Consider the following 13,972-nt stretch of genomic DNA (forward strand, 5'->3'; position numbering starts at 1 on the left):
AAAATAGCCACCGTGATGTCGGTGACGCTGTCGACCGACCATCGCGCTGTCGACGGTGCGCTGGGTGCAGAACTGCTGGTCGCCTTCAAGCGGCTGATCGAAAACCCGATGGGCATGCTGGTCTAGGAAGGGAGAGGGCGGTGCGGAAATTCTTCACCAGCCTTTTCGCCTTCGTCATTTCCGGGCTTGCCGGCGGACTGGCCGCGCAATGGTTGGCCATCGCCACCGGCGCCGAGGAAGAATACATCCTCGTTTTCATGGTCTCGGTGCTGGTGACGTTGATCGTCACCTTCGTCTTCTTCGTGGCGCAATTCATGGCCGATCCGGTGGCGGCTGTGGCCAGGGCCGGCAAGTGGTTGCTGATCATGCTTGTGGTGCTGCTTGCCCTGCTGGTTGCCTTGATCCTCTACGCCGATAGCAGTTCCGCAGTGGTGAAGAAGGATATTCCTATTGTTGCCGGCCTCGGTCTGCCGGGTCTGGTGACGATTGTCATTCACTGGCTGTTCGTGCGCTGGCGGGTGGGACGCGGTTCGATCAAGGCACAGGTGGGCGCATGAAGACGGTTCTTTGCTACGGCGACTCGCTGACCTGGGGCTACAATGCCGAAGGCGGCCGCCATGCGTGGGAAGACCGCTGGCCGAGCGTGCTGCAGGCTAGCCTCGGTGGCGGCGTGCAAGTGATTGCCGACGGTCTCAATGGCCGCACCACGGCTTTCGACGATCATCTGGCTGGTGCCGATCGCAATGGTGCACGGGTGCTGCCGACGGTCCTGACGACGCATGCGCCGATCGACCTGATCGTCATCATGCTTGGCGCCAACGACATGAAGCCCTGGATCCACGGCAATCCGGTAGCAGCCAAGCAAGGCATCCAGCGTCTGATCAACATCGTGCGCGGCCACGACTATCCGTTCGACTGGCCGGCGCCGCAGATCCTGATCGTCGCGCCGCCCGCCGTCAGCCGTACCGACGATGCTGAATTCAAGGAAATGTTTGCAGGCGGCGACGAGGCATCGGCCCGGTTGGCGCCGCTCTATGCCGCTCTCGCCGACGAAGCCGGCTGTGGCTTCTTCGATGCCGGCAGCGTGGCGGCGACCACCCCTCTCGACGGTGTCCATCTCGATGCCGAAAACACACGAAACATCGGCAAGGCGCTGGCGCCCGTCGTGCGCGTCATGCTCGAATTGTGAATCAAGGAGAAAAATCGTGGCTGAGAACTACGACGTCATCATCATCGGCTCCGGCCCCGGCGGCTATGTCACGGCGGTGCGTTCCGCCCAGCTTGGCTTCAAGACGGCGATCGTCGAGCGCGAACATCTCGGCGGCATCTGCCTCAACTGGGGCTGCATCCCGACCAAGGCGTTGCTGCGCTCGGCCGAGATCATGCACTATTCGGATCACCTGAAGGACTATGGGCTGAAGCTGGATGGCAAGGTCAGCGTCGACACGGCTGCCGTGGTCGACCGCTCGCGAAAAGTCTCGTTGCGCCTCAACGGTGGCGTTGCCTTCCTGATGAAGAAGAACAAGGTCGACGTCATCTGGGGCGAAGCCAAGCTTTCGAAGCCAGGTGAGATCGTCGTGTCGAAGACGGCCAAGAAGCCGATGGAGCCGCAGCCGCCTGTGCCGAAAGGCGTCAAGGGCGAGGGCACCTACACCGCCAAGCACATCATCCTGGCGACCGGCGCCCGGCCGCGCGCGCTGCCCGGCATCGAACCGGACGGCAAGCTGATCTGGACCTATTTTGAGGCCATGGTACCGAAGGAGATGCCGAAATCGCTGCTGGTCATGGGATCAGGCGCCATCGGCATCGAATTCGCCTCCTTCTACCGCACCATGGGCGCCGACGTGACGGTGGTCGAGTTGTTGCCGGCAGTGATGCCGGTCGAGGATGCTGAAGTCTCGAAATTCGCGCAAAAGCAGTTCGAGAAGCAAGGCATGAAGATCATCCTCGAAGCCAAGGTGACCAAGGTCGAGAAGGGCACGAACTCGGTCACCGCGCATGTCGAGATGAAGGACGGCAAGGTCGAGAAGATCACCGCCGATCGGATGATCTCGGCCGTCGGCGTGCAGGGCAATATCGAGGGCCTCGGGCTTGAGGCGCTTGGCGTGAAGACGGAGCGTGGCTGTGTCGTCATCGATGGCTACGGCAAGACCAATGTGCCGGGCATCTACGCCATCGGCGATGTTGCCGGCCCGCCGATGCTGGCGCACAAGGCGGAGCATGAGGGCGTGGTGTGCATCGAGAAGATTGCTAATTTTCCCGGTGTGCATGCCACCGACAAGCTCAAGATTCCGGGCTGCACCTATTGCAATCCGCAGGTCGCCTCGGTTGGCCTGACCGAAGCCAAGGCCAAGGCCGAGGGCAAGGATATCCGGGTCGGGCGCTTCCAGTTCGCCGCCAATGGCAAGGCTATTGCGCTCGGCGAGGATCAGGGTTTCATCAAGACCATCTTCGACAAGAAGACCGGTCAATTGCTCGGCGCTCACATGGTCGGCGCCGAAGTGACCGAACTGATCCAAGGCTTTGTCGTGGCGATGAACCTCGAAACAACCGAGGAAGAGCTGATGCACACTATCTTCCCGCACCCGACGCTGTCGGAGATGATGAAGGAAAGCGTGCTCGACGCCTATGGCCGCGCGCTCAACGCGTGATAGATTGAAAGCGCTGCTACAGATGGAACCCGGCGGCAAGGTACTTCGTTTGCGGATGCACTTTCTTCCATCACACAAGGAGACGGCATATGCACCTGAATGGCGTCGGCTGGATAGCAGCCATCATTATCGGCGGTCTGGCAGGCTGGTTCGCCGAAATGTTCATGAAGAGCAACACCGGCATCTTCATGAACATTGTTATGGGTATCGTTGGCGCGGTCGTGCTGAACGCCATTCTGCAGGCTCTCAATTTCGGCCCGTTCGGCGTCGGCTGGATTGCCTATCTGATCACCGGCTTTATCGGCGCCTGCCTGCTGATCTGGGCCGGACGCCTGGTGCGTCGTTAATACCGCTGAAAAACTGCTATGCGAAAAAGGCTGTTGCGGCATGCGCCGCCGCGGCCTTTTTCTTTGCCTTGAAAAGTCTTAGATGAACTTATGACAGCGAACGCCTGACTGGCGGTCGCGAATGAACCAGGTTTCCCGATGGTCACTGTCCTCGATACGATCGCCAACGCCCCGCGCTTGCGGCATCCGGAAAAGGCGCACAAGCCTGATCAGGACGTGCTGCGCAAGCCCGACTGGATCCGCGTCAAAGCGCCGATGTCGAAGGGCTATGCCGAAACGCGCGAAATCGTGAAGTCGCACAAGCTGGTGACGGTCTGCGAAGAGGCCGGCTGCCCCAACATCGGCGAGTGCTGGGAAAAGAAGCACGCCACCTTCATGATCATGGGCGAGATTTGCACGCGCGCCTGCGCGTTCTGCAACGTCGCCACCGGCATTCCGACAGCACTTGATGCCGATGAGCCGGCCCGCGTCGCGCATGCCGTCAAGCAGATGGGCCTGACCCATGTCGTCATCACCTCGGTCGACCGCGACGATCTTGCCGACGGCGGTGCGCAGCATTTCGCCGAGGTCATCCGCGCCATCCGAGCGGCAACGCCGTCGACGACGATCGAAATCCTGACGCCCGACTTCCTGCGCAAGGAAGGCGCGCTGGAGATCGTCGTGGCGGCCAAACCCGACGTCTTCAACCATAATCTCGAAACCGTGCCTTCGAACTATCTGTCGGTTCGTCCGGGCGCCCGCTATTTCCATTCGATCCGGCTGTTGCAGCGGGTCAAGGAGCTTGATCCGTCGATCTTCACCAAGTCCGGCATCATGGTGGGGCTGGGCGAAGAACGGAATGAAATCCTGCAGTTGATGGACGATCTACGGTCGGCCAATGTCGACTTCATGACCATCGGCCAGTATCTGCAGCCGTCGAAGAAGCACCATCCGGTGATCCGCTTCGTCACGCCGGACGAATTCAAGTCCTTCGAGACTATCGGCCGGACCAAGGGTTTCCTGCTGGTGGCGTCGAGCCCGCTGACGCGCTCGTCGCATCATGCGGGCGACGATTTCGCCAAGCTGCGCGCGGCACGGGAAGCGATTCTCAACAAGTCAGCTTAATCAGCTGGTTTCATGCCAAAATTCGAAGCCACCCGACGCGTATCCCATACACCCGAGCAGATGTTTGCTTTGGTCGCCGATGTTAAATCCTATCCGCAATTCCTGCCGCTTTGCGAAGCGCTGACGGTTCGCTCGCGCAAGGAGCGTGACGGGCGTACCGTTCTCCTTGCCGACATGAGCATCGGCTACAAGGCGATCCGCGAAACCTTCACGACGCAGGTGCTGCTGAAGCCCGACGAGAACACCATCGACGTGAAATACATCGACGGCCCGTTCAAATATTTGAGCAATGTCTGGCGTTTCGAACCCGACGGCGCCGGTTGCGCCGTCCGCTTCTTCATCGACTACGAGTTCAAGAGCCGTATTCTGGGCGCGGTCATGGGGACCATGTTCGATCGCGCCTTCCGCATGTTCGCGGAGGCTTTCGAGAAGCGTGCCGACGTCATCTACGGTGCGGCACCCTCGGCCTGAGGCCGGCCAAGCGCACGCAACCCCAGTTCCAATGCGTGCCGTACGGTTTCCCTGCGGATGAAGTCGCGACCCTTGTCGGCAAACAGCCTGTGTTCGGCTGTCACGGCTTGGCCGTCCAGGCCGACCCCGAACCAGACCAGGCCGACCGGTTTTTCCGTGGAACCGCCGCCAGGCCCGGCGATGCCGGTGACCGCCAGGGTCAGCCCGGCTCGCGAACGGGCAAGCGCGCCTGTCGCCATTTCGATCGCAGTCTCGCGCGAAACCGCGCCATGCGCCTCGAGCGTGGCGGTGGAAACACCGAGCATGTCCATCTTGGCTTCATTGGAATAGGTGATGAAGCCGCGATCGACCACGGCGGACGAGCCGGCAATGTCGGTCAGCGCGGCGATGATCATGCCGCCGGTGCAGCTTTCCGCCGTTGCCAGCATGATGCCGCGCTCTCGGCAGGCTTGCAGCAGGGCATTTGCCAGCTCGTTATTGTTCATTCCGGCACCTCGCCGGGAAACACCACGCTGGCGGTGGCGATCGCCGCAATGCCTTCCTCGCGCCCGACAAAGCCAAGCTTTTCGTTGGTTGTCGCCTTGATCGAGATGCGGTCCGCGGAAATTGCCAGCATCTGCGACAGGGCTGCCGTCATCGCCTCGCGATGCGGGCCGACGCGCGGCGCTTCGCAGATCAGCGTGATGTCGGCATTGGCGATGCGGCCGCCGCGCTCGCGCACCAGCCCTGCCGCATGCTCGACGAAGATCCGCGACGCGGCGCCTTTCCATTGCGGGTCGGACGGCGGAAAATGCGTGCCGATGTCGCCGGCGCCGCAAGTCGCCAGCAGCGCATCGGTCAAGGCGTGCAGACCGACATCGGCGTCTGAATGGCCCGACAGTTTCTTGTCGTACGCAATGGCGACGCCACACAGGGTGACATGGTCGCCGGGCTCGAAGGCGTGGACGTCGTAGCCATTGCCGGTACGGATGTCGGGAAAGCGCACGCGTTCGCCGGAAAGCCGCTGGTCCGCCATCGCAATATCCCGTGCCCAGGTGAGTTTGACATTGTTGGGCGAGCCCGGAACGATCTTGACCGGAATATGCGCCCATTCGGCGATCGCGGCGTCATCGGTAAAATCCATTTTTCCCAGATGATGGGCTTTCTCGTGCGCGGCAAGGATGGGCCAGAACGGAAAGCCCTGTGGCGTTTGCGCCGCGTGAAGCCCGCTGCGCGAAACGGTTTCGCCAACCACGCCAGAGGCCGCTTCGCGCTTCAGCGTGTCGGCGACGGGCAAAGCGGGCAACGCGCCCTCGCGCTCGCCGATGGCGGCGATGGTACGATCTATCAGGTCCGCATCGACAAACGGGCGGACGGCATCATGGATCAGAACCTGCCCCGGCGCGTGGCCTCTAAGGGCAAGCAGGCCGAGCCGGACAGATTCCTGCCTGGTTGCCCCACCGATAACGGCGGTGACACGCTCGGCGTTGGCGCCCGCCGCCTGCCGGAACAGTTCATGGTCGTCGGCATGAATGGCGACGACGATCTCGCTGGTCCGCGGGTGGGCCAGAAAAATGTCCAGCGTGTGTGCGATGACGGCAAAGCCGCCAATGTGTTGATATTGCTTCGGTCCGTTGGCCTGTCCGGCGCGTGCGCCACGGCCGGCCGCAACGATCACCACCGCGACCTTGCCATCCTCACCCGAAACGTGATTTTCACTTGCGTCAGTCATGCCCGTTTGGTCCTAGCGCACGATCCCGAAAAGTGTAATCGGTTTTCGGAAAGATCGTGCGCTAACTATGAAATTCCAAAGCATCCTTTGCGCGTCCGGGGGACGCGCGGCGCTTTGGGCGGGGCCAAAGCCGAAGGCCAGCATTTTCCCAATTGCGCCTCAATGTGGCGTCATTCCGCGTTGCACATCGCGGCCGATATGGCTAGAGAATGTGCAGCGAATGAAGATGCTTGGTTTTTGTGCATGGTTAACTTGACCAAATTGGCCTCGCCGCTCGATGTCGGCGGTGTGAGACTCCGCAATCGCGTGTTCCTCGCACCGATGTCGGGAATTACGGACGAGCCGTTCCGGCAGCGTGCCCACGCGCATGGAGCGGGCCTGGTCGTGTCCGAAATGGTTGCCAGCGGCGAACTCGCCAAGGGCAGGGCCGGTTTCAACCTGCGCATACGCCACTCCGGCCTGCCCGTCCATATGGTTCAGCTTGCAGGCCGTGAGACGCTGCACATGGCCGAAGGTGCCAGAATCGCAGCCGGTGAGGGGGCCGACATTATCGACATCAACATGGGCTGCCCGGCCAAAAAGGTCACAGGCGGTTATGCCGGTTCGGCATTGATGCTGGATCTCGACCACGCACTGTCGCTGATCGACGCCGTTGTCGGCGCGGTCGAGGTGCCGGTGACGGTCAAGATGCGGCTTGGCTGGGACGAAGGCGCGCTCAACGCGCCGATGCTGGCGCGCCGCGCCGAGCAGGCCGGCGTCAGCATGGTGACGGTGCACGGCCGAACGCGCTGCCAGTTCTATCAGGGCAAAGCCGACTGGCGCGCCATTGCCCGCGTCAAGGAAGCCGTGTCCATCCCGGTCGTCGCCAATGGTGACGTCTCTTCGCCGACGGAAGCGGCCGACATTCTCCATCAATCGGGTGCCGACGCCGTGATGATCGGCCGTGCCCATTATGGCGCGCCCTGGATCGCAGGCGGCATTGCGGCCTCAGCAACAGGCAAGGCGACGCCAAATATTCCACAGAACCCGACGGCGTTCGCCGATTACATCGTGGCCCACTACGAGGACATGCTGGTGCTCTACGGCGCCGAAAGCGGCCTGCGCCAGGCGCGCAAGCATCTCGGCTGGTATCTTGATCGGCATGCCGGCGGCGTCGCCGACGACAGCCGAAAGGTTATACTGACCGCATTCGAGCCCGCGCGCGTCATCGCCTTGCTGCGCGATGTGTTTTCGCGCGATCCGCAACCCTTGAACCTGCGGAGCGCCGCATGAACGCCACCGCCGGCCAAGGCGCTGAAATGGCGGATGCCGCCCAGATCGTGCTCAACACCATCCGCCGCCCGGTGATCATGATCAGCGAGCAGGGGTTCATCACCTTCGCCAACGCCGATGCGGAGGACTTCTTTCGTTCGAGCGCGACCATGCTCGCCCGCAACACGCTGTCAAAACTCATTCCCTTCGGCAGTCCGCTGCTGACGCTGGTGGACCAGGTGCGCGAGCGCCGAGCCCCGGTCAACGAGTATCGGGTCGACGTGTCGTCGCCGCGCCTCGGCATCGAGAAGGTCGTCGATCTCTATGTCGCGCCGGTACCGGAATTTCCGGGCTCGGTGGTGGTGATGTTCCAGGAACGGTCGATGGCCGACAAGATCGACCGGCAGATGACGCATCGCGGCGCAGCTCGCTCGGTCACCGGCCTGGCGGCGATGCTTGCCCATGAGATCAAAAACCCGCTCTCCGGCATCCGCGGTGCTGCCCAGTTGCTCGAACTATCTGCTTCCGACGAGGACCGCGCACTGACGCGGCTGATCACCGACGAGACGGACCGCATCGTATCGCTGGTCGATCGCATGGAGGTGTTTTCCGACGAGCGGCCGATCGATCGCTATCCCGTCAACATCCATGTCGTGCTCGACCATGTGAAGGCCATTGCCAAGAACGGTTTTGCCAAGCGAATCAAGATAATGGAGGATTATGATCCTTCATTGCCTCCAGTGTTTGCCAACCGCGATCAGTTGATTCAGGTGTTCCTCAACCTGGTCAAGAACGCCGCCGAGGCGATCGGCAGCGACCCGCAGGGCGAGATTGTGCTGTCGACCGCCTTCCGGCCCGGCATTCGCGTTTCCGTCCCCGGCACACAGGATCGCGTATCGCTGCCGCTGGAGTTCTGCGTGCGCGACAATGGCTCCGGCGTCTCGGAAGATATTTTGCCGATCCTGTTCGACCCGTTCATCACCACCAAGCCGAACGGCTCAGGGTTGGGTCTTGCGCTGGTCGCCAAGATCGTCGGCGAGCATGGCGGCATCATCGAATGCGAATCGACGCCGCGCGGGACCACATTCCGCATCCTGATGCCGGCCTGGAAAGAAGCACCACACGGCGCCGATGATGAAGGCGAAGGAGAACGTAAATGACCGTTCGCGGTAATATTCTCGTCGCCGATGACGATGCGGCGATCCGCACGGTCCTCAACCAGGCGCTTTCGCGCGTCGGTCATGAGGTGCGCGTCACTTCCAACGCTTCCACGCTGTGGCGCTGGGTGGCGGCGGGCGAGGGCGATCTGGTCATCACCGATGTGGTCATGCCGGACGAGAACGCCTTCGACATGCTGCCGCGCATCAAGAAGGCGCGGCCGGAACTGCCGGTCATCGTCATGAGCGCCCAGAACACCTTCATGACGGCCATCCGTGCGTCCGAAACCGGCGCCTACGAATATCTGCCCAAGCCGTTCGACCTGACCGAGTTGCTCAACATCGTCAACCGGGCGCTTTCTGAGCCGCGGCGGCCGAAGATCGATCCGCGGCCGGAAGAACAGCCCGACGCAATGCCGCTGGTCGGCCGCTCGGCCGCCATGCAGGACATCTACCGCATGCTGGCGCGCATGATGCAGACCGATCTGACGGTGATGATCTCGGGCGAATCCGGTACCGGGAAGGAGCTGGTGGCGCGCGCGCTGCATGAATATGGCCGCCGCCGCGGCGGCCCGTTCGTTGCCATCAACATGGCGGCGATCCCGCGCGATCTGATCGAATCGGAACTGTTCGGCCACGAAAAGGGCGCCTTCACCGGCGCGCAGAACCGCTCGACCGGGCGCTTCGAGCAGGCCGAAGGCGGCACGCTGTTCCTCGACGAGATCGGCGACATGCCGATGGAGGCGCAGACACGCCTGCTGCGCGTGCTCCAGCAGGGCGAATACACGACGGTTGGCGGACGCACGCCGATCAAGACCGACGTGCGCATCGTCGCCGCCACCAACAAGGATCTGCGCACGCTGATCAACCAGGGGCTTTTCCGCGAGGATCTCTTCTATCGCCTCAACGTCGTGCCGCTCAGGCTGCCGGCGTTGCGTGAGCGCTCCGAGGACGTGCCGGACCTCGTCCGCCACTTCTTCAAGCTCGGCGAGATGGAAGGCCTGCAGACCAAGCGCATTTCTTCCGGCGGCATCGAGTTGATGAAGCGCTACCCATGGCCGGGCAATGTGCGTGAACTGGAAAACCTGGTTCGCAGGCTCGCTGCGCTCTATTCGCAGGACGAGATTTCCGCCGAGATCATCGAGGCGGAGCTCAAGACCGGCGAACGTCCGGTGGTGCCGGGCGGCGGCAATCTCATTCCCGACGATCTGTCGATCGGCCAGGCGGTCGAGCACTTCCTGCAGCGCTATTTCGCCTCCTTTGCCGGCGATTTGCCACCTGCCGGGCTTTATCAGCGCATCCTGTCCGAGGTCGAGTTTCCGCTCGTCCTGGCCTCGATGACGGCAACGCGTGGCAACCAGATCAAGGCCGCCGAACTGCTGGGCCTGAACCGCAACACGCTGCGCAAGAAGATTCGCGAACTCGGCGTCAACGTCTACAAATCATCGCGGCAGGGCTGAGCTTTGATCTGAGCCGCGCTCTTTTCAGGGGATCGGCTCGCGAAAGATTTCCGTCTCGGTCACACTTGTTGCATAATCGCCACAATGCGTTGCATACATCCGACGCAATAATGGCTCTAGACGGCGACATGGCTCCGCAGGCACCGACAACAAACCAACCGCTTTTCAGCGAACCCGGCGTTCGTGACGGGCGCCGGCTGCTTGCGCTGCCAGGCGTGATCGCGGTCGTCGGCGCGCTGATGACAGCGGCGATCTCGTTCACCATCCTCGTCGGCGCCACGCCGATCACACCGAACGAGTCGACGACGCTGGCGCTGATTGCACTCAACGCGGCTTTCGTCCTGTTTCTTATCGCGCTGGTCGGACGGGAAGTGCACCGCATCCTGATGGCGCGCCGGCATGGCAAGGCCGCCTCGCGGCTGCACGTGCGCATCGTCGCCATGTTTGCTCTCGTCGCCGCCATTCCCGCCATCATGGTGGCAATCATCGCCTCGATCACGCTCGACATCGGTCTCGATCGCTGGTTCGAGATCCGCACCAAGACGATCGTCAATTCGTCGCTGTCGATCGCCGACGCCTACGTCCAGGAAAATGCCCGCAACCTCCAGGGCACGACGCTGTCGATGGCCTATGACCTCGATGCGTCGCGCACACTATACGGCCTTGATCGTACCGGCTTTCTCGACCTCATGAACAAGGAGGCCGTTGGCCGATCGCTGGCCCATGCGGCGCTGATCAAGCCCGATGGCTCGTTCGTCATGAGCGCCAAGACCGACACGGATTTCGCCATGCCCGAGCCGCCGGAAGGCGCCGTGGCCAGCGCTGCCGATGGCAAACCGGTGCTGATCGAACCGAAAACGCGCAACATCATGGGCGCCATCGTCAAGCTGCGGGAGATCGAAGGGCTCTATCTCTACACCATTAGGCTCGTCGATCCCGAAGTGATCAAGGCACGGCAGATCGTCAGATCCAATACCGACGAATATCGGGGGCTGGAAGATAATCGCCGTACCTCGCAGGTGGCCTTCGCGCTGCCCTATCTGTCGCTGACGCTGATCATCATCCTATCCGCGATCTGGACCGGCATTGCGGTCGCCGACCGCCTGGTGCGGCCCATTCGCCAGCTCATCGGCGCCGCCGACGAAGTGGCAACCGGAAATCTCGACGTCGCGGTTCCCGTCAGGCCTTCAGACGGCGATGTCGCTTCGCTCGGCGATACGTTCAACAAGATGCTTCTCGAACTGAAATCGCAGCGCAACGAGATCCTGTCGGCCAAGGACCTGATCGATGAACGGCGCCGCTTCTCCGAAGCCGTGCTTGCCGGCGTCACCGCCGGCGTCATTGGCGTCGATCCCTACGGCATCGTTACCATCGTCAACCGCTCGGCCGAGGCGATGCTGGCGATTTCCGCCAGCGTATCCCTTGGGCAGAACCTTTCCGCCGTGCTGCCGCATGTCGGCCGCGTCTTCGAGATTGGCCGCAAGTCCGGCAAGCCTGTCTATCGCGAGCAGGTGACCTTCTACCGCGCCGGCGCCGAACGGACCTTCAACGTGCAGATCACCATCGAGGCCGGCGACGACGGCTCGGAGGAAAAATCCTATGTCGTGACGGTCGACGACATCACCGATCTGGTTCAGGCCCAGCGCTCCTCCGCCTGGGCCGACGTGGCGCGGCGCATCGCCCACGAGATCAAGAACCCGCTGACGCCGATCCAGCTGTCGGCCGAACGTATCAAGCGACGCTTCGGCAAGGTCATCACCGAGGACCGCGAGATTTTCGATCAATGCACCGACACCATCATCCGGCAGGTCGAGGATATCGGCCGCATGGTCGACGAATTCTCGGCTTTCGCGCGCATGCCCAAGCCCGAGATGAAAGCCATCGACCTGCGCGAATCGTTGCGCGAGGCCTCGTTCCTGGTCGAGGTCAGCCGCGCCGACATTGCTTTCGAGCGCGTGTTCGGCAACGAGCCGCTCAAGGGTACGTTTGACAGCCGGCTGATGGCGCAGGCTTTCGGCAATGTGATCAAGAACGCCGCCGAGGCGATCGATGGATTGGAACAGAAGGACGGTTCGCACGGCATAATCCGGATTCAAGCCGGGCGCCAGAATGGCGCGATTCGAATCGACGTCATCGACAATGGCAAAGGCCTGCCGCGCGAGAATCGCCAACGGCTGCTCGAGCCCTACATGACCACACGCGAGAAGGGCACCGGACTTGGCCTCGCTATCGTCAAGAAGATCGTGGAGGACCATGGTGGCAGGCTGGAACTTCATGATGCCCCTGCGGACTTCCACAACGGGCGCGGCGCGATGATCAGCATCATCCTGCCGCCTGCGGCTGCTGCGTCTCCACGCGGCGAAAGCAGGACGGAAAACGAAAGAGAAACTGAAAAGGTCGGTAATGGCGTCTGATATTCTCATCGTCGATGACGAGGAAGACATCCGTGAACTCGTCGCGGGCATTCTGAGCGACGAAGGTCACGAAACCCGTACGGCGTTCGACGCAGACAGCGCGCTCGCTGCTATAGCTGATCGCGCGCCGCGGCTGATTTTCCTCGACATCTGGCTGCAGGGCTCGCGTCTGGACGGGCTGGCGCTGCTCGACGAGATCAAGACCATGCACCCGACCCTGCCGGTGGTGATGATCTCCGGCCACGGCAACATCGAAACGGCGGTTTCCGCCATCCGTCGCGGTGCCTATGACTTCATCGAAAAACCGTTCAAAGCCGACAGGCTGATCCTTATTGCCGAGCGTGCGCTCGAGACCTCGAAATTGCGGCGCGAGGTTTCCGACCTCAAGCTGCGCAGCGGCGAAACCTTCGACCTGATCGGTATGTCGTCGGCGATGAGCCAGTTGCGCCAGACCATCGAACGTGTCGCCCCGACCAACAGCCGCGTGATGATCATCGGACCGTCGGGCTCGGGCAAGGAGCTGGCCGCGCGCGCCATCCACACGCTGTCGGCGCGCAAGGGCGCACCTTTCGTGACGCTGAGCGCCGCCAACATCACGCCCGAGCGCATGGAGATCGAGCTGTTCGGCACCGAATCGAATGGCGTCGAGCGCAAGGTCGGCGCGCTGGAGGAAGCCCATCGCGGCATCCTCTACATCGACGAGGTGGCCGACATGCCGCGCGAGACGCAGAACAAGATCTTGCGCGTGCTGGTCGAGCAGCAGTTCGAGCGGGTAGGGGGAACCAAGCGGGTCAAGGTCGACGTCCGCATCATCTCCTCCACGTCGCAGAACCTCGAAGCGATGATTGCCGACGGGCGTTTTCGCGAGGATCTTTACCATCGCCTGGCGGTTGTTCCGGTCATCGTGCCGGGATTGGCCGAGCGGCGTGAGGATATTCCCTACCTCGTCGACAATTTCATGAAGCAGATTGCCCGCCAGGCCGGCATCAAGCCGCGCCGCATCGGCGACGACGCGCTGGCCGTTCTGCAGGCTCACAACTGGCCGGGCAACGTTCGCCAGCTGCGCAACAATGTCGAGCGCCTGATGATCCTTGCGCGCGGCGACGACGTCGATTCGCCGATCACCGCGGACCTGTTGCCGGCCGAGATCGGCGATGTCATGCCGCGCACGCCCAATCAATCCGACCAGCACATCATGGCGCTGCCGTTGCGTGAAGCGCGTGAGCAGTTCGAGAAGGACTATCTGATCGCTCAGATCAACCGGTTCGGCGGCAACATCTCGAAGACCGCCGAGTTCATCGGCATGGAACGCTCCGCTCTGCATCGCAAGCTGAAGTCGCTGGGCGTCTGAGCGCGTCATATCCAGCCGCACCTGGGCCAAGCATTTGCCGGTTACGGCCGCAGTG

General features: G+C 62.2%; 14 protein-coding genes. 12 read left to right on the forward strand and 2 right to left on the reverse strand.

The annotated features are described in order from the left end of the window. The 7 genes from EOA16_RS16485 to EOA16_RS16515 all read left to right on the forward strand — a co-directional run. Positions 1–126 (forward strand): 2-oxo acid dehydrogenase subunit E2 (locus EOA16_RS16485; protein ID WP_155765471.1); only part of this gene is annotated, 126 nt, incomplete at its 5' end. A gap of 14 nt (positions 127–140) precedes the next feature. Continuing rightward, positions 141–557, forward strand: a complete 417-nt coding sequence (locus EOA16_RS16490) for a hypothetical protein (protein WP_127259214.1) — start codon at positions 141–143, stop codon at positions 555–557. Continuing rightward, complete coding sequence (locus EOA16_RS16495) at positions 554–1,189, forward strand: SGNH/GDSL hydrolase family protein (protein ID WP_127259215.1); 636 nt, start codon at positions 554–556, stop codon at positions 1,187–1,189. The genes EOA16_RS16490 and EOA16_RS16495 overlap by 4 nt, the downstream gene beginning before the upstream one ends. A gap of 16 nt (positions 1,190–1,205) precedes the next feature. Further along, positions 1,206–2,651 carry a dihydrolipoyl dehydrogenase gene (gene lpdA / locus EOA16_RS16500; RefSeq protein WP_127259216.1) on the forward strand — a complete coding sequence of 482 codons (1,446 nt, stop codon included), beginning with the start codon at positions 1,206–1,208 and terminating at the stop codon, positions 2,649–2,651. A gap of 89 nt (positions 2,652–2,740) precedes the next feature. Beyond that, positions 2,741–2,998 (forward strand): GlsB/YeaQ/YmgE family stress response membrane protein, encoded by a 258-nt coding sequence (locus EOA16_RS16505; RefSeq protein ID WP_023812036.1) that lies wholly within the window; start codon positions 2,741–2,743, stop codon positions 2,996–2,998. Positions 2,999–3,136: 138 nt separating this feature from the next. Continuing rightward, positions 3,137–4,102, forward strand: a complete 966-nt coding sequence (lipA, locus tag EOA16_RS16510) for a lipoyl synthase (protein ID WP_127259217.1) — start codon at positions 3,137–3,139, stop codon at positions 4,100–4,102. A 12-nt stretch (positions 4,103–4,114) separates the two neighbouring features. Next, positions 4,115–4,573 (forward strand): type II toxin-antitoxin system RatA family toxin, encoded by a 459-nt coding sequence (locus EOA16_RS16515; RefSeq protein WP_127259218.1) that lies wholly within the window; start codon positions 4,115–4,117, stop codon positions 4,571–4,573. On the opposite strand, the gene EOA16_RS16520 is transcribed toward EOA16_RS16515, so the two are convergent. Further along, positions 4,549–5,058: a CinA family protein gene (locus EOA16_RS16520; protein ID WP_127259219.1), complete on the reverse strand. Its 510-nt coding sequence runs from the start codon at positions 5,056–5,058 to the stop codon at positions 4,549–4,551. The two genes, EOA16_RS16515 and EOA16_RS16520, sit on opposite strands and share 25 nt — an antisense overlap. Continuing rightward, positions 5,055–6,284, reverse strand: a complete 1,230-nt coding sequence (locus EOA16_RS16525; RefSeq protein WP_127259220.1) for a bifunctional 2-C-methyl-D-erythritol 4-phosphate cytidylyltransferase/2-C-methyl-D-erythritol 2,4-cyclodiphosphate synthase — start codon at positions 6,282–6,284, stop codon at positions 5,055–5,057. Before EOA16_RS16525 ends, EOA16_RS16520 begins: the two co-directional genes overlap by 4 nt. Before the next feature lie 243 nt (positions 6,285–6,527). Here EOA16_RS16525 and dusB point away from each other — a divergent pair, with 243 nt between their 5' ends. From dusB to EOA16_RS16550, 5 genes are all read left to right on the forward strand, one after another. Then, positions 6,528–7,556: a tRNA dihydrouridine synthase DusB gene (gene dusB, locus EOA16_RS16530; protein WP_127259221.1), complete on the forward strand. Its 1,029-nt coding sequence runs from the start codon at positions 6,528–6,530 to the stop codon at positions 7,554–7,556. Further along, positions 7,553–8,695 (forward strand): nitrogen regulation protein NR(II), encoded by a 1,143-nt coding sequence (locus tag EOA16_RS16535; RefSeq protein WP_127259222.1) that lies wholly within the window; start codon positions 7,553–7,555, stop codon positions 8,693–8,695. Before dusB ends, EOA16_RS16535 begins: the two co-directional genes overlap by 4 nt. Continuing rightward, on the forward strand, positions 8,692–10,152 hold the full coding sequence (ntrC, locus tag EOA16_RS16540; protein ID WP_127259223.1) for a nitrogen regulation protein NR(I): 1,461 nt from the start codon (positions 8,692–8,694) through the stop codon (positions 10,150–10,152). The genes EOA16_RS16535 and ntrC overlap by 4 nt, the downstream gene beginning before the upstream one ends. A 128-nt stretch (positions 10,153–10,280) precedes the next feature. Then, positions 10,281–12,566, forward strand: coding sequence for a PAS domain-containing sensor histidine kinase (locus tag EOA16_RS16545; protein ID WP_164754287.1), 2,286 nt, complete (start codon positions 10,281–10,283; stop codon positions 12,564–12,566). After that, positions 12,556–13,917: a sigma-54 dependent transcriptional regulator gene (locus EOA16_RS16550; protein WP_127259225.1), complete on the forward strand. Its 1,362-nt coding sequence runs from the start codon at positions 12,556–12,558 to the stop codon at positions 13,915–13,917. The genes EOA16_RS16545 and EOA16_RS16550 overlap by 11 nt, the downstream gene beginning before the upstream one ends. The last annotated feature ends 55 nt before the right edge of the window (positions 13,918–13,972 follow it).

The organism is Mesorhizobium sp. M7A.F.Ca.US.008.03.1.1, assembly GCF_003997495.1.
In the GTDB taxonomy this organism is placed as follows: Bacteria; Pseudomonadota; Alphaproteobacteria; order Rhizobiales; family Rhizobiaceae; genus Mesorhizobium.